At 48.0% G+C, this 19,461-nt stretch carries 17 protein-coding genes; 9 read left to right on the forward strand and 8 right to left on the reverse strand.

The features are described 5' to 3' along the window. Nucleotides 1–16 precede the first annotated feature (16 nt). From ACFS25_RS05205 to ACFS25_RS05215, 3 genes are all read left to right on the forward strand, one after another. Nucleotides 17–1,558 carry a carboxylesterase/lipase family protein gene (locus tag ACFS25_RS05205; RefSeq protein ID WP_381497350.1) on the forward strand — a complete coding sequence of 514 codons (1,542 nt, stop codon included), beginning with the start codon at nucleotides 17–19 and terminating at the stop codon, nucleotides 1,556–1,558. A 95-nt stretch (nucleotides 1,559–1,653) separates the two neighbouring features. Beyond that, nucleotides 1,654–3,993, forward strand: coding sequence for a glycoside hydrolase family 3 protein (locus ACFS25_RS05210; protein WP_381497351.1), 2,340 nt, complete (start codon nucleotides 1,654–1,656; stop codon nucleotides 3,991–3,993). 286 nt (nucleotides 3,994–4,279) lie between these two features. Beyond that, complete coding sequence (locus tag ACFS25_RS05215) at nucleotides 4,280–6,193, forward strand: sensor histidine kinase (RefSeq protein WP_381497352.1); 1,914 nt, start codon at nucleotides 4,280–4,282, stop codon at nucleotides 6,191–6,193. A gap of 157 nt (nucleotides 6,194–6,350) precedes the next feature. Here the strand turns inward: ACFS25_RS05215 and ACFS25_RS05220 are convergent, their stop codons facing one another. From ACFS25_RS05220 to fmt, 5 genes are all read right to left on the reverse strand, one after another. Then, nucleotides 6,351–6,851: a dihydrofolate reductase gene (locus tag ACFS25_RS05220; RefSeq protein WP_381497353.1), complete on the reverse strand. Its 501-nt coding sequence runs from the start codon at nucleotides 6,849–6,851 to the stop codon at nucleotides 6,351–6,353. A 60-nt stretch (nucleotides 6,852–6,911) separates the two neighbouring features. Next, nucleotides 6,912–7,901, reverse strand: a complete 990-nt coding sequence (locus ACFS25_RS05225; protein WP_381497354.1) for a polysaccharide deacetylase family protein — start codon at nucleotides 7,899–7,901, stop codon at nucleotides 6,912–6,914. 23 nt (nucleotides 7,902–7,924) lie between these two features. Continuing rightward, nucleotides 7,925–8,242, reverse strand: a complete 318-nt coding sequence (locus ACFS25_RS05230) for a glycoside hydrolase family 97 C-terminal domain-containing protein (protein ID WP_381497355.1) — start codon at nucleotides 8,240–8,242, stop codon at nucleotides 7,925–7,927. Beyond that, nucleotides 8,215–8,358, reverse strand: coding sequence for a hypothetical protein (locus ACFS25_RS05235; RefSeq protein ID WP_381497356.1), 144 nt, complete (start codon nucleotides 8,356–8,358; stop codon nucleotides 8,215–8,217). The genes ACFS25_RS05230 and ACFS25_RS05235 overlap by 28 nt, the downstream gene beginning before the upstream one ends. 78 nt (nucleotides 8,359–8,436) lie before the next feature. Next, nucleotides 8,437–9,360 carry a methionyl-tRNA formyltransferase gene (gene fmt, locus ACFS25_RS05240; RefSeq protein ID WP_381497357.1) on the reverse strand — a complete coding sequence of 308 codons (924 nt, stop codon included), beginning with the start codon at nucleotides 9,358–9,360 and terminating at the stop codon, nucleotides 8,437–8,439. A 310-nt stretch (nucleotides 9,361–9,670) separates the two neighbouring features. On the opposite strand from fmt, the gene greA reads away from it, so the two are divergent. The 3 genes from greA to ACFS25_RS05255 all read left to right on the forward strand — a co-directional run bounded on the left by greA (nucleotide 9,671) and on the right by ACFS25_RS05255 (nucleotide 11,501). Further along, complete coding sequence (gene greA / locus ACFS25_RS05245; RefSeq protein ID WP_381497358.1) at nucleotides 9,671–10,144, forward strand: transcription elongation factor GreA; 474 nt, start codon at nucleotides 9,671–9,673, stop codon at nucleotides 10,142–10,144. 94 nt (nucleotides 10,145–10,238) lie between these two features. Further along, nucleotides 10,239–10,640: an HIT family protein gene (locus tag ACFS25_RS05250; protein ID WP_381497359.1), complete on the forward strand. Its 402-nt coding sequence runs from the start codon at nucleotides 10,239–10,241 to the stop codon at nucleotides 10,638–10,640. A 39-nt stretch (nucleotides 10,641–10,679) separates the two neighbouring features. Then, on the forward strand, nucleotides 10,680–11,501 hold the full coding sequence (locus ACFS25_RS05255) for an aldo/keto reductase (RefSeq protein ID WP_381497360.1): 822 nt from the start codon (nucleotides 10,680–10,682) through the stop codon (nucleotides 11,499–11,501). A gap of 151 nt (nucleotides 11,502–11,652) precedes the next feature. Here ACFS25_RS05255 and ACFS25_RS05260 read toward each other — a convergent pair whose 3' ends face one another. The 3 genes from ACFS25_RS05260 to ACFS25_RS05270 form a co-directional block, all read right to left on the reverse strand. Beyond that, nucleotides 11,653–13,194: a tagaturonate reductase gene (locus ACFS25_RS05260; RefSeq protein WP_381497361.1), complete on the reverse strand. Its 1,542-nt coding sequence runs from the start codon at nucleotides 13,192–13,194 to the stop codon at nucleotides 11,653–11,655. Between the two features lie 182 nt (nucleotides 13,195–13,376). Continuing rightward, entirely contained in the window at nucleotides 13,377–14,369 is a 993-nt protein-coding gene (locus ACFS25_RS05265) for a PfkB family carbohydrate kinase (protein WP_381497362.1), read from the reverse strand. A 43-nt stretch (nucleotides 14,370–14,412) separates the two neighbouring features. Further along, nucleotides 14,413–15,768 carry an MFS transporter gene (locus ACFS25_RS05270; protein ID WP_381497363.1) on the reverse strand — a complete coding sequence of 452 codons (1,356 nt, stop codon included), beginning with the start codon at nucleotides 15,766–15,768 and terminating at the stop codon, nucleotides 14,413–14,415. 121 nt (nucleotides 15,769–15,889) lie between these two features. Here ACFS25_RS05270 and uxuA point away from each other — a divergent pair, with 121 nt between their 5' ends. The 3 genes from uxuA to ACFS25_RS05285 all read left to right on the forward strand — a co-directional run bounded on the left by uxuA (nucleotide 15,890) and on the right by ACFS25_RS05285 (nucleotide 19,430). Next, the gene (gene uxuA, locus ACFS25_RS05275; protein ID WP_381497364.1) at nucleotides 15,890–17,092 is read left to right on the forward strand and encodes a mannonate dehydratase; all 1,203 of its coding nucleotides are present in this window, start codon (nucleotides 15,890–15,892) and stop codon (nucleotides 17,090–17,092) included. A gap of 62 nt (nucleotides 17,093–17,154) precedes the next feature. Beyond that, nucleotides 17,155–18,567 (forward strand): glucuronate isomerase, encoded by a 1,413-nt coding sequence (gene uxaC / locus ACFS25_RS05280; protein WP_381497365.1) that lies wholly within the window; start codon nucleotides 17,155–17,157, stop codon nucleotides 18,565–18,567. Between the two features lie 8 nt (nucleotides 18,568–18,575). Beyond that, the gene (locus ACFS25_RS05285; RefSeq protein ID WP_381497366.1) at nucleotides 18,576–19,430 is read left to right on the forward strand and encodes an alpha/beta fold hydrolase; all 855 of its coding nucleotides are present in this window, start codon (nucleotides 18,576–18,578) and stop codon (nucleotides 19,428–19,430) included. Nucleotides 19,431–19,461: the final 31 nt, after the last annotated feature.

Here is a 19,461-nt window from a genome sequence, read left to right on the forward strand (position 1 = left end):
CTAATTTGTTTCCCTTATGAAACCACTCAATCTTTTCCTGCTGACTTTTCTAGCATTTAGCGCCTTTGGCCAGTCGGTAACCGTCAAAACCGAGAACGGACGAGTTGAAGGAGCGACTAACAAAGCAGGCGACATCCGAATCTTTAAAGGTATCCCATTTGCTACTCCACCAATCGGAAATCTGCGCTGGAAGGCTCCACAGCCTGTTGCGAACTGGACGAATGTGCGGCAGTGTCAGGTATTTGGTCCAAGTCCGATGCAGGCCAAACCGGCACCATTTATGTACTGGTCGTCGGAGTTTCTGATTCCGGAACAGCCAATAAGCGAAGACTGTCTGTACCTGAATGTCTGGACAGGTGCTAAGTTAGCGACCGAAAAACGACCGGTCATCGTCTTTATTCCCGGTGGCGGGTTTCGGAGTGGGGGAGGAGCCTGCCCCATTTATGACGGGGAAGCGATGGCGAAAAAAGGTATTGTGTTTGTCAATATCAACTACCGACTTGGTGTTTTCGGTTTTCTGGCCCACCCCGAACTCTCGCAAGAATCTGGACATAATGCGTCGGGTAATTACGCTTTGCTTGATATGATTGCTGCTCTGAAATGGGTCAGAAAAAATATAGCTGCGATGGGTGGTGATCCCGAAAATGTTACGGTCGCGGGACAGTCGGCGGGGGCATTTGCCGTGAATTTTCTAACAGCATCACCACTCGCAAAAGGGCTTTTTCAAAAGGCAATTGCCGAGAGTGGCGGCAGTTTTATGACCAGTCCTATTCGTCCTAAATTGACGTTACAGGGCGCTGAACAGCAAGGTATTACGTTTGCCAACTCACTACAAGTAAAATCGCTGGCTGAATTACGCGCCAAATCATCTGACGATATATTGAAAGCAACCGGTGGACTAAGTGCGCCCATTGTTGACGGTTATGTAGTGCCGGAGTCCGTCATGGCTATTTATACACACGGGCAACAAAGTGATGTTCCGCTCATTGTAGGCTGGAACGAAGACGACAAAATAATGGGTCCGCCAGCCAAAGCTGACGCGTTTCGGGAGCAAATTAAAAAGCGGTTTGGCGATAAATCCGACGCCTTTCTGAAAGCGTACCCAGCTCAGACAGACGACGAAGCGGCTCAATCACAGGGAAACAGCAACCGGGATGAGTCTTTTGGCATTCAGGATTATACCTGGGCCAAAATGCAGACTAAAACAGGAAAGGCACCGGTCTATATGTATAACTTCAATCGAAAACTGCCTGCATTAACTCCGCAAATGCAGTTTGGTGCCTTTCATTCCGGCGAAATTGTCTATGCCTACAATAATTTAAACACCTTGAACCGCCCGTGGGAAGCCGTCGATCAACACATTGCCGATGTTATGTCATCTTACTGGGTAAACTTTGCTAAAACAGGAAACCCAAACGGCAAAAACTTACCTAACTGGCCAGCCTATAAACCAGTATCAGACAGCGTACTCATTTTCGATAAAACCATTGGAAGCCACCCATTACTAACAAAATCTCAACTAGCTTTCTGGGAGCAATATTATGGCGCTGACAATTGAGTTGAGTTACTACGTGTAGAGTTAATTTAAAGAAATCGCATTGGTCAGATTCGCAAACCTGACCTCATTTAGAAAGTTACTTATAACCTGTAATAATGAAAAAACAAAGTATCTGTATCTGCGTACTAAGCTTGTTGTCGATATCCGCAGCTATCGGGCAAAACTGGACAGAGACCAAGTCTGGAAATTGGACAAAAGTCACTAATAAAAATGGCCAAACGTTAGGGTACTCTACTACTTCGGGCGTAAAACTACTGACGGATAAAGGCTTGGCTTTTAAGGATTTGAACAAAAATGGCAAACTAGACAAATACGAAGACTGGCGGTTGCCGGTCGATGTGCGCGCCAAGGACCTTGCCTCCAAAATGACCGTCGAGCAGATTGCCGGGTTGATGCTTTATAGTAAACATCAGCCTATTCCGGTAGCGGCTGGCGGTCCGTTTGCGGGTACCTACAACGGAAAAATCTTTGCCCAGAGTGGGGCCAAAGTGGCTGATTTGTCGGACCAGCAACGGGAGTTTTTAACGAAAGACAACCTGAGGCACGTCCTGATTACGTCGGTGCAAAGCCCGGAAGCGGCTGCTGATTGGAACAATAATGCTCAGGCGCTGGTGGAAAGCCTTGGACTGGGTATTCCAGTAAACAGCAGTTCCGACCCTCGGCATGGCACTCGCGCTGAGGCCGAATTTAACGCTGGTGCAGGCGGCACTATTTCTATGTGGCCAAGTTCATTGGGCTTAGCGGCCACGTTCAACCCCGACCTTGTTCAACGCTTTGGTCAGATTGCCGCGACCGAATACCGGGCATTGGGCATTGCAACGGCTCTTTCTCCGCAGGTGGATTTAGCGACAGACCCACGTTGGAACCGCGCGAGTGGCACCTTCGGCGAAGATCCTAAATTAGCTACCGATATGGCCCGTGCTTATGTGGATGGCTTCCAAACCTCAACGGGTGCCAATGAGATTACCGGCGGTTGGGGCTACCACAGCGTCAACGCAATGGTGAAGCACTGGCCGGGTGGCGGTTCGGGCGAAGGTGGCCGCGATGCGCACTATGGCTATGGCAAATATGCTGTGTATCCGGGCAAGAATTTCCAAACGCATTTCCTGCCATTCTTAAATGGTGCGTTCAAACTAAAGGGAAAAACGGGCATGGCGTCGGCAGTGATGCCCTATTACACAATTTCGTTCGATCAGGACAAGAAGTACGGCGAAAATGTGGGAAACAGTTACAACAAATACATTATCCACGACTTGCTGCGGACTAAATACAAGTATGATGGCGTGGTATGTACTGACTGGCTGATCACTGCCGATGAAACGGCTGTTGATGTATTTCTGACGGGAAAATCGTGGGGCGTTGAGAAGCTGTCACTTGCGCAACGGCACTATAAAATTCTGATGAACGGTGTTGACCAATTTGGCGGCAACAACGAATCCAAACCGGTTATGGATGCCTACCAAATGGGCGTTAAAGAACATGGGATAGCGTTTATGCGAACTCGATTCGAACAATCAGCAGTTCGACTGCTAAAAAATGTTTTCCGGGTCGGGCTTTTTGAAAATCCATATTTAGACCCAAATGTCTCGCAGAAATCGGTTGGTACGGGTGAGTTTATGAAAGCGGGTTATCAGGCGCAGTTGGAGTCGATCGTGATGCTGAAAAACAAAGCCAATGCCCTACCGCTGACAAAGGGCAAGACGGTCTATATCCCGAAACGATTTACGCCAGCGGGCCGCAACTTTTTAGGGATGGATACGCCCGAAAAGCTGGATTATCCAGTCAGTCTGGCTATCGTGAAAAAATACTTTACCGTGACAGATAAGCCTGCCGAAGCTGATTACGCATTGGTATTTATCCAAAGTCCCAATTCAGGTGGAGGCTACAACTCAGCCGAAGCTAAAGCGGGCGGCACGGGTTATGTTCCGGTCAGTTTGCAATATGGTGATTATACCGCGCAGGGTAGCCGCAATCCGAGCATCGCAGGTGGTGATCCGCTGGAGAAATTCACAAACCGTACCTACAACGGCAAGACGGCAAAGACCATCAATAGTTCAGATTTGAGTATGGTAACAGAAACTTTCGCTATGATGAAAGGCAAGCCGGTAATTGTGGCGCTACAAGTGTCAAATCCTACCGTTGTGCGGGAGTTTGAGAAAGAATCGAACGCTATTCTGGCCCATTTTGGTGTGCAGGACCAAGCTTTATTAGAGATTATAACGGGCTTGCACGAACCGTCGGCACTGCTACCAATGCAATTACCCGCCGACATGAAAACAGTGGAAGCGCAAGCCGAAGACGTTCCCCGCGATATGACTTCGTATGTTGATTCATCGGGTAATGTCTATGATTTTGGCTTCGGCCTGAACTGGAAAGGTGTTATTAAAGATGCTCGCACGGCGAAATACAAACAAGCTGTTTTAAGCGTAAAATAACGTTTGCCTGTGAGAGAAGAGCTATTTGTGATTTGCTAAACTGGTGAGTTTTTGCATGACTCCGGCCACCCGGACCAACAAAAGAGGGCTCTACCAATTCCCTGATTCTCTTCAACCCCCACAGCTTACGCTGTGGGGGTTGATAATTTATCCCAGGCTCGCTAATAACCGAGAATCCAATGTTTACGTATTTTCAGGGTATACTTGTAGCTTATTGCTCAAGCCACATGACTGATTCTTAACAGATAGAAATAAGCGGGGTCCGAGTTGTTGATTTATTTTTTTCATGAAACAGTTTTTTTACTCTGGAATCGTAATTTATATCACCCTGTTGTCAGTAATGACAGGGGGTCGTTTATGGGCACAGGTTACACAGACTGATAGTGTGCCAGTTAGTTCAGGACAACCTTCGGAGAAAGAGATCATTCGCATAAAAGCAGCATTAAGTCAAAATATTAGCTCTAGTCAGGTAGCCGACACGCTTCTTGGATCAGCCCGAAAGCTTGCTTATTTGCCCGGTCAGGTGGTAGCGTTGAGCCAGTTGGCAAGCATTCAATTACAACAACAGCAAACCCAGCAGGCGGCTGCTAGTATGAAGGAAGCCAGGCAGATAGCCGGGCAAATCCGTGATTTAGAAGAGGCTGGCTGGGCTATGACTCAAGTTGGTCGCCTTCAAGATATTAATTCCCGAATGGCTCCCTCGTCTGTTGCCTTATTCGTACCCGTCATGGAGTCGTTAGGCAATTCCATGCGTAGCAGTGCGTCCAGACTTGGCAGAAGGAGACAATCCCAATCCCAACCTTCCCCCTTTGAATCACCTAATTCAATAGAAAGACGCTTACCTGACAGACGGGACTTTCCTATTAATCCCGCCGATTTTATACCCCCAATGCCAAAGTCGGTTTTTGACCCAACCTTGAACCGGCACTTTCGCGTAAAACCTGATTTTGCCGATCGGTTGCTGGATACCCTTATTCATTTTGACGATTCCAATCCGCAGCTGGTACGGCAACTCAAAGAGCGAAAGAAACAGCGCGACTCCAGTCAGGCGCTGAGTAAAGCGTTCGCCAAGGAGGGTGATTATGCTCAAGCCTATCGGTATTATTTACAGTATAGTGCTTACAAAGACAGCTTAACGGCTGAAGCGACTACCCGTCGTCTGGCCTCGTTGGCGTACAAACAGAATCTGCTCAAAAAAGAAGCTCAAATTCAGTTGTTGACAAAAGATCAACAACTACGCGACGAGGAGTCTCATCGGCAACGGCAGTATGTGTTCTTAATGATTGGATGTATTGTCCTTCTGGCAGCCTTTTCGTTCACGCTGACCCGCAACAACCGGGCAAAGCAACTGGCTAATCATCAGTTAAGTGAACAAAAAGAAGCTCTTCAACTGACTCTGGCTCAATTGAAAACAACCCAAACGCAACTGATTCAGTCGGAGAAGATGGCTTCGCTGGGAGAACTGACGGCTGGTATTGCTCATGAAATTCAAAATCCGCTGAATTTTGTCAACAACTTTTCGGAAGTCAGCACCGAATTGGTCAACGAGTTGATCGAAAGTCGTCAGCACGTGCAACGTAACGAGGAATTGGAGAACGAATTGTTAGAGGATGTACAACAGAACCTTCAAAAAATAAGTCAGCATGGAAGTCGGGCTTCGGCCATTGTAAAGGGAATGCTGGAACACGCCCGTCCGAGTGGAGGCCAGAAAGAACTTACTGATCTGAACGCCTTAACGGAAGAATATCTTAAGTTAGCTTATCATGGTATTCGAGCCAAGGACAAATCATTTGACGCGAAACTGACAACCGTTTTCGATTCTGGTTTAAGTCCGGTAACTGTAGTTCCACAAGAAGTAGGCCGAGTGCTCTTGAATATATTTAATAACGCTTTCTACGCTGTGCAGAAACGGCAACAGAGTAATCCACTCGATTATCACCCGGAAGTTGCTGTTAAGACAAGTAAGGACGCGAACCAAATCAAAATAAAAGTCCGCGACAACGGAAGTGGTATTCCCGAACCAATAAAGCAGAAAATTTTTCAACCGTTTTTTACCACTAAGCCAACTGGCCAGGGTACGGGTTTAGGCTTGTCGCTAAGCTACGATATCATAACTAAAGGTCATGGTGGAGCGCTCACAGTAGAAAGCGAGGAAGGTCAGTTTACCGAATTTACGATAGCATTACCCGCATCTGTTTAAGGCTAGACATGTTCTTACATATCAAGTATTTAAGCAATCACGCAGAAGTAGAATAAAGAAATTTTGTATAACCCCTTCAGGGCAGTTTGCCCAATGCTTTCGTCGTATGGAGATGTATAAGCCAGTTTGAACTTACATGATTGCTTGAGCAAACGGCTTACCTCTTGCGTTCATATTCCACAAAGTCAAAAGCTACCGCGTGGCGCTCATCGGTGGGGTGCGGTCGGCGGCTAACTTCCTGCCACTCGCTTTTATCGAAAGTTGGGAAATACGCATCTCCCTCGTATGCCTGATGAATTTCGGTCAGGTAAAGCGTTGTCGCAATGGGCAGTGCTATCATATAAATCTCGGCTCCACCAATAACAAAGATTTCGTCAGTTGCACCACCTGCTTCTTTTGCTTCTTTAATAGCCTCGTCGAGCGTATGCACGACCGTTACACCTTCTGCGGTGAAATTCGGGTTGCGGGTAATAACAATATTCGTGCGATTAGGTAGCGGCTTGCCAAGCGATTCCAGCGATTTTCGGCCCATTATGATGGAATGATGGCTGGTTTTACGTTTAAAAAAGGCGAAGTCATCGGGTAAATGCCAGGGCATATCATTATCGCGGCCAATGATGCCATTTTCGGCAACAGCAGAAATGAGACTGATTTTCATAGAAGTTATACAATACTACAGTATATGGTAAGCCGCTATAAGCTAGCGGATTGCCGTAACTTATTTTACTCTTCCCCGTCGTTCCATTAGTTCGCGCCAAGTTGTGACGACGATGCCTTCATGTTCGACGAAGGCCTTTAGGGCGGGATCCATCATGGCCAGCATATCGCCTTTGCGAGACTGACCTGAATTTGAAATCTGGTTGAAAGTAGGAGTTGGAGCCGTACAGTGCATAATAATGTAGGTTAGGCCCGGCTTGGCAGAATTAAGCAACTCGATGAATTTCTGAGTCTTAAATTTCTGTAAATTCTCATCTGTCACTTCGGTTCCGGCAGGCAGATTCCAATCATAACTGGTGCCGTCGAGATCATCAAAAACGGGCAGGCCCGCATCCCACAATTGCTTACCTACCTGCCTAACCATTTGCTGCATCGGAGCGGGTATGTTGTTTGCTTTAAAAATTAGGGAAGCATGCCCTCCGGGAAACAGAATCGGAATTTTCTCGTCTATGGCCACCTTTACATAACGCATAATAAATTTGGCATCAAAGAGCGTTCCCATGTGCGAATCCATGTGGGTGGGCTGAACGCCAAATGCCCGATAACGAGCCAGTTGTGCCCTTATTTCGGTCTCGACTTCATCGGCTGATGCATGCTCGACTACCTGCGCCACCGAATGCCAGAACGCGCCTTGTTCATCGTACAAACCGGGGGCCTTTTCCCGGCCTACCAACGGTGACCACCGATAATTATCCCACTCGGAGGTTAATGTGAGGTGAACGCCTGCATCAACAGTCGGGTGCTTTTTCAGGTAATCGAAAAACTGCGGTACCCACCCACAAGGCATCATGACACTTGTTGAGTTGGCAATGCCTTTGTCTAACGCGTTCATCGTTCCCACGTTCGAATCGTAACTCATTCCGGCATCATCGACATGAAAAATGACGACTTTTTTGCCCTTGGGAAAGCCTAATTTCTCGGCATACGTTTCGGTCTGGGCGTTGGTTGTCAAATGAGCCATCAACGCTAAAAGTAGCAGTGTTAATTTCATGAGTGGTAGGATATAGGAGTTGGTTAATGTTTGACGAACTGTATAGCACAGCCACCCCCTTTTGCTAAATTTATTGGTAGAGCGGTTTTTGACGTAACCAGCTTTTTGTCAATTACATAGGCTTCTGGATTGGTCTGCCAGTCTGCATTGGCGGCATCTTGGTAAATGGTCGCTTCATATGTATTACCAGCTTCCAAAAAGTCTAAGGTAAGGGATAAATCACGGCTATTTTCATCGGTAATGGCGCCCACAAACCAGTTAATAGTGCCTTTTGCTTTGCGAGCAATTAATACATAATCTCCCGGTTCGGCGGCTATAATTTTGGTGTCGTCCCAATCCACTGGTATATCGCGGATAAACTGAAAGGCATTTGGATGCCTTTCGTATTTTCTGGTAAATCTGCGGCCATTTGCAGCGGACTATACAGCGTGACGTATAACGCTAACTGTTTGGCCAACGTGGTGCGAACCCGCTGTGTTCGGGTGCTGTCAAACTGGTTTTAAAGTTTAAATGGCCTCAATACTATAACAAACACTTAAAGCTTATTACCCCGTAAAAACTCCTCAGCGGTCATGCGTCTTTTTCCCTCAGCTTGTAGCGAGTCGACTTGCAGCCAACCATCAGCCGCCCGAACCAGAATCGTCTTTTTGTTATCCGTGTGAGCCTGTCCCGGTTCGGCGGCAAAGGGCGATTCGTTCGCTATCGAAACGGCATATAGTTTAAACACCTTGCCATTAATGAGCGTCCAGGCTACCGGATAGGGAGACAGGCCACGCACGAAATTTCGAACGTCATGGGCAGATTGATTCCAGTTAATTTCGGTGGTTTCCCGGCTGAGTTTCGGTGCTGGCTTCAAGTCATCGGCAACGGGCTGGGGTGTTCGTGGATACTCATCCGCTTCAATGGCTCGAACTGTCTTCAGCACTAAATTGGCCCCGCGTTCCATAAGGCGGTCGTGTACTGTTTCGGCGGTGTCGTCGGGATAAATGGGTTCATGATCCTGGAAAATCATCTGACCGGTGTCGATTTCTTTTTCAATGAAAAATGTGGTGACGCCCGTTTCCGTCTCCCCGTTAATAATGGCCCAGTTTATGGGCGCAGCCCCCCGGTATTGCGGCAACAATGATCCATGTAAATTAAACGTTCCAATAGTTGGCATAGACCAGACCACTTCAGGCAACATTCTAAAGGCAACCACTATCTGTAAGTCGGCCTGATAACTAGCTAATTGCGATAAAAAAGCTGGATCGCGCAGTTTTTCAGGTTGTAGAACCGGTAAATTAGCAGCTTCGGCAGCTTTCTTAACGGGCGACGGTGACAGGTGTAATCCGCGTCCTGAAGGCCGGTCTGGAGCCGTAACAACGGCAACGACCTGACAGCCTGCTCCAAGGAGCCTTTGCAGGCTGGCAACGGCAAAGTCGGGCGTGCCCATGAATATAATACGAAGCGGTTGTTGCATGAATCAGTAAATCAGTTTTTAATGAGTCAATCAGCTATATGTTGATATAGCCGGGAAGAATTTTTACTTTTGTCTCACAGATGCGTTTCTCCGAACGCGTCACGTCAGAATGTACCGGCCGGAAAACGGCTCAGCTTATGCGACGAACGATTTATTGTTTTCCTGAACCGCTCGCTTCGGAAATCCGACGGCGACACTGACGCGTCTGCAAAGAAAACCAATTTGGTAGCAGAACGGTCGGTGTACCGTTCTTTTTGTTTTTAGGGAGCGCACCAAACCAATATGAATAACGAGTAAGTATCACTATACCATGGCAAAGATTTCATATTACACAGAAGAAGGACTAAATCGGCTTAAAGCTGAATTGGTTGAGTTGAAAACGAAAGGTCGGACGGCCATTGCCCGTCAGATTGCCGAAGCCCGCGACAAAGGAGACCTGAGTGAAAATGCTGAATATGATGCCGCGAAAGACGCGCAGGGTTTGCATGAATTGAAAATAGCGAAACTCGGCGAAGTGCTGTCAAATGCTCGTGTTCTGGACGAATCGACGATTGATGTCTCGCAGGTATCGGTATTGTCTAAAGTTAAAATCAAGAATACGAAAAGCGGGGCAGAAATGCTTTATACGTTGGTTTCAGAAGAAGAAGCTGACCTGAAAGCAGGCCGAATTTCGGTAAATTCACCCATTGGAAAGGGGCTGTTAGGAAAGCGGGTCGGTGATACCACCGAGATCAAAGTACCGGCTGGCGTGCTGGAATTTCAAGTATTGGGAATTGATCGTTAATTTTGATGATGAATGATAAATTATGAATGATGTTGCTTTCTGCTAAGTTGTCGATGTATTTTACATACATAATTTATCATTCATCATTAACAGTATGCCTTCCATCTTCTCCCGCATCGTCTCTGGCGAAATTTCGGCACATAAAATTGCTGAAACCGAAGACTATTTGGCTTTCTTAGACGTAATGCCCACAACTACGGGCCATACACTTGTCATCCCGAAAAAAGAGGTTGACTATCTTTTTGACCTAGATGATGCCTTATATACGGGCTTGATGGCATTCGCCAAAAAAATTGCGCCAGCTATTGAGAAAGCAGTACCCTGTAAACGTATTGGTGTAGCTGTTGTGGGGTTGGAGGTGCCTCATGCGCATGTCCATTTAATTCCGCTTAACTCAATGGCCGACATGAATTTTAATAATAAAACGAAGCCCAGCCAGGACGAGCTGGCCGCAACAGCAGAAAAAATTAGGTCATTTCTGCCACAAGCCGGTTGAAAGTGACTAAGGGAGAAAGTTCCCATATTCGTAGTCAATATGATTACCCGACTAATTCCTTCCAGCAAAGAAGCCCTGCCCGTCGTTGGCTTGGGCACTTGGCAAACCTTTGATGTTTCGACGCCATCTGCCAAAGAGCCGTTGCGAGAGGTCTTGAAAATGATGCACCAGTATGGTGGAACATTGATTGATAGTTCGCCAATGTATGGCCGTTCGGAAACTGTGGTTGGGGAACTGACGGCTGGCTCAGGACTGGAAAGTCAGTTTTTTTATGCCACTAAAGTCTGGACGCGTGGTCGGGAAGCAGGCATTCAGCAAATGGAAGAGTCGTTTGTGGCTATGCGTCGGAAAACAATGGATTTAATGCAGATTCATAACCTAGTGGACTGGAAGACGCACCTGCAAACGCTCAGGGACTGGAAAGCAGCCGGTAAAATACGGTACATCGGGATTACCCATTATACTGATTCCATGCATGGCGATCTTGAGCAAATTCTAGCTTCCAACCCGGTGGACTTTGTTCAGTTTAATTACTCCATCGTTTCCCGAAATGCCGAAAAGCGGTTACTGTCTGCGGCTGCCGATCATGGTGTGGCTACCCTGATCAATCGTCCGCTGGGCGAAGGGAATTTGTTTGCCAAGGTGCGTGGGAAAAGTTTGCCCAACTGGGCGAAAGAGTACGAAATAGAAAGCTGGGGGCAGTTTTTCCTTAAATTTATTCTTGCTCATCCGGCTGTAACGTGCGTCATTCCCGGTACGAGCAAGCCCGACCACATGGCAGATAATGCGAAAGCCGGTCATGGTCCTCTACCTGACGCAGCTACACGGGAGAAAATGGCGGCTCTGATTGCAGGCTTTTAAAAGCGATTTGAAACCAGTAGGACTTATAATCTTAACCAAGCCAGACAAATTTAGTGTTAGACGGTAACGTTCACAGAAAAAGGGTATGAAAAGAGAGCCAGTAATAGTCTTCTTTTCATACCCTTTTTCTGTGAACTATAAGTCGCGAACTCTATGCGACAGCTTTCTCTAAGGTTTTTGCTACTCCCGCTGTGAGTAGTGAGTTCAGGTTTTGAGCAACCGCATCGGTAAAGCCCGGTAAGGCCGTCAGGTCTGCTTGCCAGAGCGTTACGTCCGACAAAACACTTTTTACAAACGCTTGTACAGTTACCGGAACACGGTCTTTTACCGTTTTCCAGTCGCCGTAAAAATACCCGGCTTTATCATCGCGAATGGGATAATTGAGCTTGCCACCGCTTGCCAGAGCAATCTCCCCAAAAAACTGTCCGGTTTCTTCCCGAACCACTTTCATGAAAAGTAGATACGCTGCGAAGCCGAGTGCCATAAGTTTGGGTACGGCGTTAACTTGCTCATAATATCGTTGAAGAGTGGCTACATTACGGGCCTGCATTTTAGCCGTTTGCTGAAGCGAAATATTGAGTAATAAATGGTCGAGGTGAGGGTTTCGGAACCGATCCAGTACGTCGTGAGCAAACTGTGCAACAGCTGCTTTATCCATCCCCGGAGTGTCATAGTCAGGTACCGTTGGAACAATTTCATTGAGCATCAATGATTCCACAAACTTACTCATGGTTGGGTGACGCATTTCGTCGGCAACCGTTTCCAGTCCCAACAAATAACCTAATGGCATCGTGAGCGTATGCGTGCCATTTAGAACCCGAAGTTTACGCTCTTTGTAAAAATTAATATCTTCATCAATAATAATCTGGGGTGTAGATGGGCCGGCAAACGACAATGTCTGCCGAACGCGGTCGTCGCCCTCAATAGCCCAGAGATAATATGGCTCTGTAAACGTGAGCAGATCATCTTCGTAGCCAGTTTCTTTTTGCAATGTCTGCCGGGCTTCATCAGTTGGCCGGGTAACAATGCGATCAACAAGGGAATTGCAGAATCGAACGTGGAACTTGAGCCATTTCGTAAACAACTTACCTAACTCATTGAATTGAGCCAGTTTCTCGACAGCCTCACGTAATTTTAGTCCATTGTCGGTTACAAGTTCAGTTGGAATGACAATTAAACCTTTAGCCTTCGAGCCGCCAACACTGCGAAATCGCTCGTAGAGAAACGCAGTTAATTTAGCCGGAAATGACTGGGGCGGATGCTGAAAAATACTTTCTTCAACGTAGTTTAGACCAATTTCGGTGGTATTGGAAATGATGATTTGTAATTTTGGATTCCGGGCCAGCTTCAATACTTCACCCCACTGAGTTTGTGCCGCTAACACCCGGCTGATTGCCGACACAACCGTGTTCTCGGAAACCTCTCGTCCCTGCTGAACACCCCGAACGGCAACCGTGTAGAGATTATCCTGCGTCGAAAACTCATCTGTTTGGCTATCAGTTGATTTTACAACAACGATGGAGCCTTCGAATCGCCCTTCAGCATTGGCTTTTTGTACTAAAAAATCGGGTAGTCCGCGTAAGAGAACACCAGTACCGAACTGTAGAATTTTTTCCGGAAAAACGGGAGCGGGATAGGTCGAACGGGTTAATTTAGCCATGGTTGGGTGTGTAGCAATCCAGTCTGCGATCATCAGTCAGACGGGTTGACTATTAACTAAAATTGAAGTTTTGCACTGGGTTGTTCATAATTCAGCAATAATACGAACTACATCGCTAACCATAGCGTCTATTTTATAGAAAGCACGATTAGCAAGCACATCTTTCTGAATCAGCTCGGTAGTAAGCCCTCAGCACATCACCATAGATCCCGGCATCATCGTCTTAATTTGCCGGAGCTATCGCCGTTGGCTACTGTGTCAACTTCAGCAACAGTAGTCAGGTTCACATCGCCGGGGATAGTATGTTTCAGAACCGAAGCAGCCGCGCCAAACTCAACGGCCCGCTGGAGATCGTTGAACGTCAGCAAACCATAAATTAATCCGGCTATGTAAGCATCACCCGTACCGATTCGGTCTGTGATGGGCCTGATATCGTACAGCCTTGATTTATAAACATTCTGCCCGTCGAATAGCTTGGCTGACAACTGGTTATGCGATGCGCTAACAGAATTTCGTTTCGTATCGGTAATGTAGCGAACATTGGGAAACCGTTTCATTAACGCCCGACCGGATTCCTGAAACGTGCTACCAACAACATCATAAAGTTCGGAGAAAAGACCTTTGCTTCCCAAAACAAGCGTACACCCTTCGGTTAGAGCGGGCATAATTTCCTGGGGTGTCCGGCCATATTTCCACAAATTGCTGCGGTAAACAATGTCGCCCGAAACAGGAACGCCAAGCCGGTTTGCGGTCTGGATGCCCACTAGCAAACAGTCGGCTGCCCCCTGCGAAAGGGCCGGGGTGATGCCTGTCCAATGGAACCACGAGGCTCCCTTCAGAATGGTTTCCCAATCAATTTCGTCAGGAAGAATGCGCGAAAATGCCGAATCAGCCCGGTCGTAGATAATCTGGCTAGCGCGGCTTCCGGCGCCTGTTTCCAAAAAATAAAGGCCCAGTCGCCCGTCACCGTAACCTATGTATTGCGTATCAACATCGTACTTGCGGAGGTAGCCCGCTGCCGCCCGGCCAAGAGCGTGGTCTGGAAATCGGGTAACGTGGGCCACCTGCATACCAAACTGCGCCAGCGACACGGCTACATTGGCTTCTGTGCCACCGAAGTGCATGCTAAGAGTATCTGTCTGAGCAAATCGCTCAACGTCTGGTGGACTTAGGCGAAGCATTACTTCGCCAAAGGTGATAATTTTCATTGTAGAGTTAGCTAGTCTATACGTGGCTTGACAGTTGACCCTGTCACACTTTGTTTTCTACACTATATTCGGTCATCAACTCCTCTGGTCTTACTGGCTCTAACTTTGGCAAAACCAGATGAATTATAATCAGAGCGATTAAATAGGAGCAACTTGCAATAATGAACATGGGCAAATAGCCGAAGGCTGTAATAATGCGGCCCGCCAGCAGCGCCAGTAAGATGCCACCAACAGCGCCAAACATACCACCAATGCCCGTTACAGAGGCAACCACATTTTTAGGGAATAAATCTGATGCAAAGGTGTACATATTTGCCGACCAACCTTGATGGGCGGCAGTTGCCAGCGAAATTAGCGCAATGGCAACGGTCAGGCTACTGGTTTGGGCGGCAAAGAAAATCGGTACAACGCATAAGGCGCAGATGAGCAACGTTGTTTTTCGGGCGCGGTTTGCCGACCAGCCCCAGCTCATAAACTGCGTACTGAGCCACCCAAAAAAGATGCTGCCCGCGTCAGAAACGACGTAAATAATCAGGAAGGGTATGCCAAAACTTTTGAGGTCGAGTTTTTCGTCAAGGGCATCGTTTGAGTTGAAGAAATCGGGTAGCCATGACATATAGAACCACCAGATTGGATCGGCCATAAATTTCCCGACGGCAAAGGCCCACGTCTGTTTATACCCCAGCAATCGACCCCATGATACTTTTAGAGGAACAACTTTTTCGCCGTCGCTGCGGATATACGCCAATTCATCGGCTGACAGTTTCGGGTTTCGTTCGGGTTTGCTGTACGTAAACCACCAGAAAAAAAGAAGTCCAAAGCCTAGTATGCCTGTAACTAAAAAGGAACTCCGCCAGCCAAATTGTAAAATAAGATACGGAACGGCGAGTGCTGTCAGAATAATACCCACATTGGTCCCGGCATTGAACAGGCCATTAGCAAAGGAGCGTTCACGGCGGGGAAACCATTCTGCAATGGTTTTTATGGACGACGGAAAGTTGGCTGCTTCGCCCAAACCCAGCAGTGCCCGCGCCCAACGCAGTCCGGCAATAGTATTGACGAAGGTGGTAAGTACAGCAGCAATACTCCAGACTAATATTCCCAGCGAAAAGCCACGCTTAGTGCCAATACGATCAATGAGCCAGCCAACGAGCAGAAAACCGATAGCGTAGGCAAACTTGAAGGCCGCATCAACATCGCCGTAAAGCACCTTGAACCGATCAGTTGCTTCTTTGGTGAGTACAGCATCGGGCGTCATATCGAGCATCTCTTTTCGAAACAGCTCATCCGTCATGGTGAATGACAATACCTGCCGATCTACGTAATTAATGGTCGTTGCCAGAAATAGCAATGCAACAATACGCCAGCGGAAGCGGCCAGAAGTGGTTGGCGTTTGCAAAACAAATTACAGTTTTGGGGAGAAAAGGAAGTACACGTGCTTTTTTACCTAAACAGTCTGGGCCAGCATCATGCTGGCCGCTCAATTAACCGGGTTAGTAGAATGCTGGCCCCGATTATCTATGCTTGAACAAACCTGGCGATGGTTCGGCCCCAATGACCCTGTATCGCTCAATGATGTCCGGCAGGCGGGAGCCACCGGCATTGTAACGGCCCTGCACCACATTCCGAATGGAGAGGTATGGCCCCTTGAAGAAGTCCTCAGTCGTAAGGCGCAGATTGACGGTAAAGGATTAAGTTGGTCGGTGGTTGAAAGTATTCCGGTACACGAGGGTATCAAAACCCGCACGGGCGATTACCGGCGGTATATCGAAAATTATAAAGAATCCATAGTCAATCTGGCTCAGGCGGGCGTCGATACGGTCTGTTATAATTTCATGCCCGTACTCGACTGGACCCGTACCGATCTTGATTTCCCCATGCCCGACGGGTCTACGGGTCTGCGTTTCGATGCGACCGAGTTTGCCGCTTTCGAGTTGTTTATTCTCCAGCGACCGGGTGCCCAATACCTGTATAACGATGAGCAAAAACACCAGGCCCGAACTAAGCTTGATGGTATGACCGATGCGCAGGTGAAACGTCTGACTCGTACGATCATTGCGGGCTTGCCCGGCTCCGAAGAAAGTTACACTGTGGAGCAATTTCGTGATGCGCTGGATGCCTACAAAGACATTAGTGATCGGGAATTACGCCAGAATCTATATGCTTTTCTGCGCGAAATTGTCCCGGTGGCTGAATCAGTGGGGGTTCAGTTAGCTATCCACCCCGACGATCCTCCGTATCCCATTCTGGGGCTTCCTCGCGTTGTTAGCACCGAAGCTGATGCCCGCGCGTTGCTGGCCGCTGTTGACTCGCCCGCAAATGGACTATGTTTCTGCACGGGTTCTTATGGTGTCCGGGCTGATAATGACCTTGTAGGCATGGTCGAACGACTGGGACCAAGCATCCATTTTATCCATCTTCGCAGTACCCAGCGCGATGCCGATGACCATCCGGGCCGGAATAGCTTTCAGGAAGCTAATCATCTCGAAGGCGACGTACCGATGGTTGGGGTCATGCGGGCGTTACTGTTGGAACAGAAAAGGCGCCAGGAGGAGGGGAGAATGGATACGCGAATGCCGTTTCGGCCTGATCACGGTCACCGGATGCTCGACGATTTGACGACGGGAAAACGAACTAATCCTGGCTATACGGCCATCGGGCGGTTGCGTGGTCTGGCCGAGTTGCGGGGGTTAATGCTGGGATTATCGGGTAGTAAGTACTGAAAGGTTTTTGAAAAAAAAGTGCAAAAGCCGGGAGAAACCACCCGGCTTTTGCTTTAATGTCTATGCATACACTCGCTCCTTCTCCTACGTTCCTGTCCGACGACTTTCTACTGCAAACCGAGACGGCACGTCGGCTTTATCACGACTATGCCCGGACAATGCCGATAATTGATTACCATTGCCACCTGCCGCCCGACCAGATTGCCGCCGACCGACGATTTGAGAACATTACGCAACTTTGGCTCTACGGTGACCATTATAAATGGCGGGCTATGCGCACCCACGGTATCGATGAGCGATACTGTACAGGGGGGGCAAGTGACTGGGAGAAATTTGAAAAATGGGCTGAAACCGTTCCCTATACGCTCCGTAACCCACTTTATCACTGGTCGCATCTGGAACTGAAAAATCCATTTGGAATAACGGAAATACTCAACCCATCGACCGCAAGGACCGTCTATGATGCGTGCAATGAACAATTACCGCACCTCTCGACTCGAACGCTTCTAAACCATTTCAACGTGCGGGTAGTATGCACTACCGACGATCCGCTTGACTCGCTTGAACATCACCGGAAAATAGCGCAGGATGGTTTTGGCGTTAAAATCCTGCCCGCTTTTCGCCCCGATAAAGCAATGGCCGCCGAAGACCCAATTGCACTTCGGGAATATATGCAAAAGCTGGCCGAGGTGACAAACAGGGAAATTCTGACATTGACGCATTATATCGACGCCCTTAAATCCAGACACGATTACTTTGCCGAAATGGGTTGCCGACTATCCGATCACGGTCTGGAGATGGTGTATGCCGAGCCATATACAGAAGGGGATGTTCAGCGTATATTCGATCATTTACACAGGGGAGTTTCCATTACACCGGTCGATGTGCTGAAATTCAAATCATTTATGCTGGTGCAGTTTGCCGAATGGGATCACGAAAAAGGCTGGACGCAACAGTTTCACCTCGGTGCACTTCGCAATAATAACATCCGCCGATTGCGCGAAATTGGTCCCGACACGGGTTGGGACAGCATCGGTGATTTTCCACAGGCGGCTTCCCTATCTCGTTTTCTGGGTGGTTTGGACGACCGGAATCAACTGGCTAAAACAATCCTGTATAATCTTAATCCGTCTGATAATGAGGTGATAGCGACCATGATTGGTAACTTCAATGATGGGTCTGTTCGGGGAAAAGTACAGTTTGGATCAGGGTGGTGGTTCCTCGATCAGAAAGACGGTATGGAAAAACAAATCAATGCACTCTCGAATATGGGGCTGTTGAGCGCGTTTGTCGGTATGCTTACCGATTCGCGTAGTTTCGTATCCTACCCGCGTCATGAATATTTCCGGCGAATTCTGTGCAACATCTTCGGTAATGAGATTGAACAGGGCGAACTGCCAAACGACGTACATTGGGTGGGCCAGATCATACAAGACATCTGTTATCGCAATGCCGAAGGGTATTTTGGGTTTTAACACAGGCAATGACGCACACATTTGTCGAAACGAACGGTATTAAATTGCATGTCGTTCAGGCCGGTCTTGACGATGGCCCGCTTGTTATTCTGTTGCACGGTTTCCCGGAGTTCTGGTATGGCTGGAAGAAACAGATTGATTCTTTAGCCGACGCGGGCTTCTGCGTGTGGGCACCCGATCAGCGTGGATATAACCTCAGCGATAAGCCAACGGGTGTTGATGCCTATGGTATTGACACATTAGCCGCTGATGTAGTTGGGCTGATTGATGCAGCAGGCCGAAAAAAAGCAGTTGTCGTGGGCCACGATTGGGGTGCGGCTGTGGCATGGTGGACAGCGGTTTCTTATCCGGAACGCGTTGAACGCTTGGTCGTTCTAAACGTCCCACACCCAATTATTATGAAGCAATTTGTCAGTCGTGATATTGGTCAGATGCTGCGTAGCTGGTATATCGGCTTTTTTCAGTTGCCGTGGTTACCCGAAACGTTGACTCAGCGGGGTAACTGGACCATGCTTGTCGGAACGCTGCTTAGTAGTAGTCGGCCGCGAACTTTTACCAGAGCTGATTTACAACTGTATAAAGCGGCCTGGTCGCAGCCAGGTGCAGGAAAAGCAATGATTAACTGGTATCGGGCTTCTCTTCGAAAACCACCCGCCCGACGACCAACTATTCGGGTTACTGTGCCGACGTTACTCATCTGGGGGGTAAAGGATAAATTTCTGAAGCGCGAGATGGCTCAACCCAGCATTGACCTTTGTGATGATGGTCGAGTAGTGTTTATCGAAAACGCCACTCACTGGGTTCAGCATGAAGAGGCTAAACGAGTGAATACTTTGCTGATCGAATTTTTAGATAATAAATAAGCAGGCCGTAAGGATAACCTCTTACAGCCTG

The organism is Spirosoma flavum (assembly GCF_042686045.1).
In the GTDB taxonomy this organism is placed as follows: Bacteria; Bacteroidota; Bacteroidia; order Cytophagales; family Spirosomataceae; genus Spirosoma; species Spirosoma flavum.

Coding starts and splice junctions, on each gene's coding strand:
- greA (WP_381497358.1), top strand. CDS start 9,671: ATGGCAAAGATTTCATATTACACAGAAGAAGGACTAAATCGGCTTAAA.
- fmt (WP_381497357.1), bottom strand. CDS start 9,360: ATGCAACAACCGCTTCGTATTATATTCATGGGCACGCCCGACTTTGCC.
- ACFS25_RS05220 (WP_381497353.1), bottom strand. CDS start 6,851: ATGAAAATCAGTCTCATTTCTGCTGTTGCCGAAAATGGCATCATTGGC.
- uxaC (WP_381497365.1), top strand. CDS start 17,155: ATGCATACACTCGCTCCTTCTCCTACGTTCCTGTCCGACGACTTTCTA.
- ACFS25_RS05250 (WP_381497359.1), top strand. CDS start 10,239: ATGCCTTCCATCTTCTCCCGCATCGTCTCTGGCGAAATTTCGGCACAT.
- ACFS25_RS05265 (WP_381497362.1), bottom strand. CDS start 14,369: ATGAAAATTATCACCTTTGGCGAAGTAATGCTTCGCCTAAGTCCACCA.
- ACFS25_RS05205 (WP_381497350.1), top strand. CDS start 17: ATGAAACCACTCAATCTTTTCCTGCTGACTTTTCTAGCATTTAGCGCC.
- uxuA (WP_381497364.1), top strand. CDS start 15,890: ATGCTTGAACAAACCTGGCGATGGTTCGGCCCCAATGACCCTGTATCG.
- ACFS25_RS05210 (WP_381497351.1), top strand. CDS start 1,654: ATGAAAAAACAAAGTATCTGTATCTGCGTACTAAGCTTGTTGTCGATA.
- ACFS25_RS05260 (WP_381497361.1), bottom strand. CDS start 13,194: ATGATCGCAGACTGGATTGCTACACACCCAACCATGGCTAAATTAACC.
- ACFS25_RS05215 (WP_381497352.1), top strand. CDS start 4,280: ATGAAACAGTTTTTTTACTCTGGAATCGTAATTTATATCACCCTGTTG.
- ACFS25_RS05255 (WP_381497360.1), top strand. CDS start 10,680: ATGATTACCCGACTAATTCCTTCCAGCAAAGAAGCCCTGCCCGTCGTT.
- ACFS25_RS05225 (WP_381497354.1), bottom strand. CDS start 7,901: ATGAAATTAACACTGCTACTTTTAGCGTTGATGGCTCATTTGACAACC.
- ACFS25_RS05285 (WP_381497366.1), top strand. CDS start 18,576: ATGACGCACACATTTGTCGAAACGAACGGTATTAAATTGCATGTCGTT.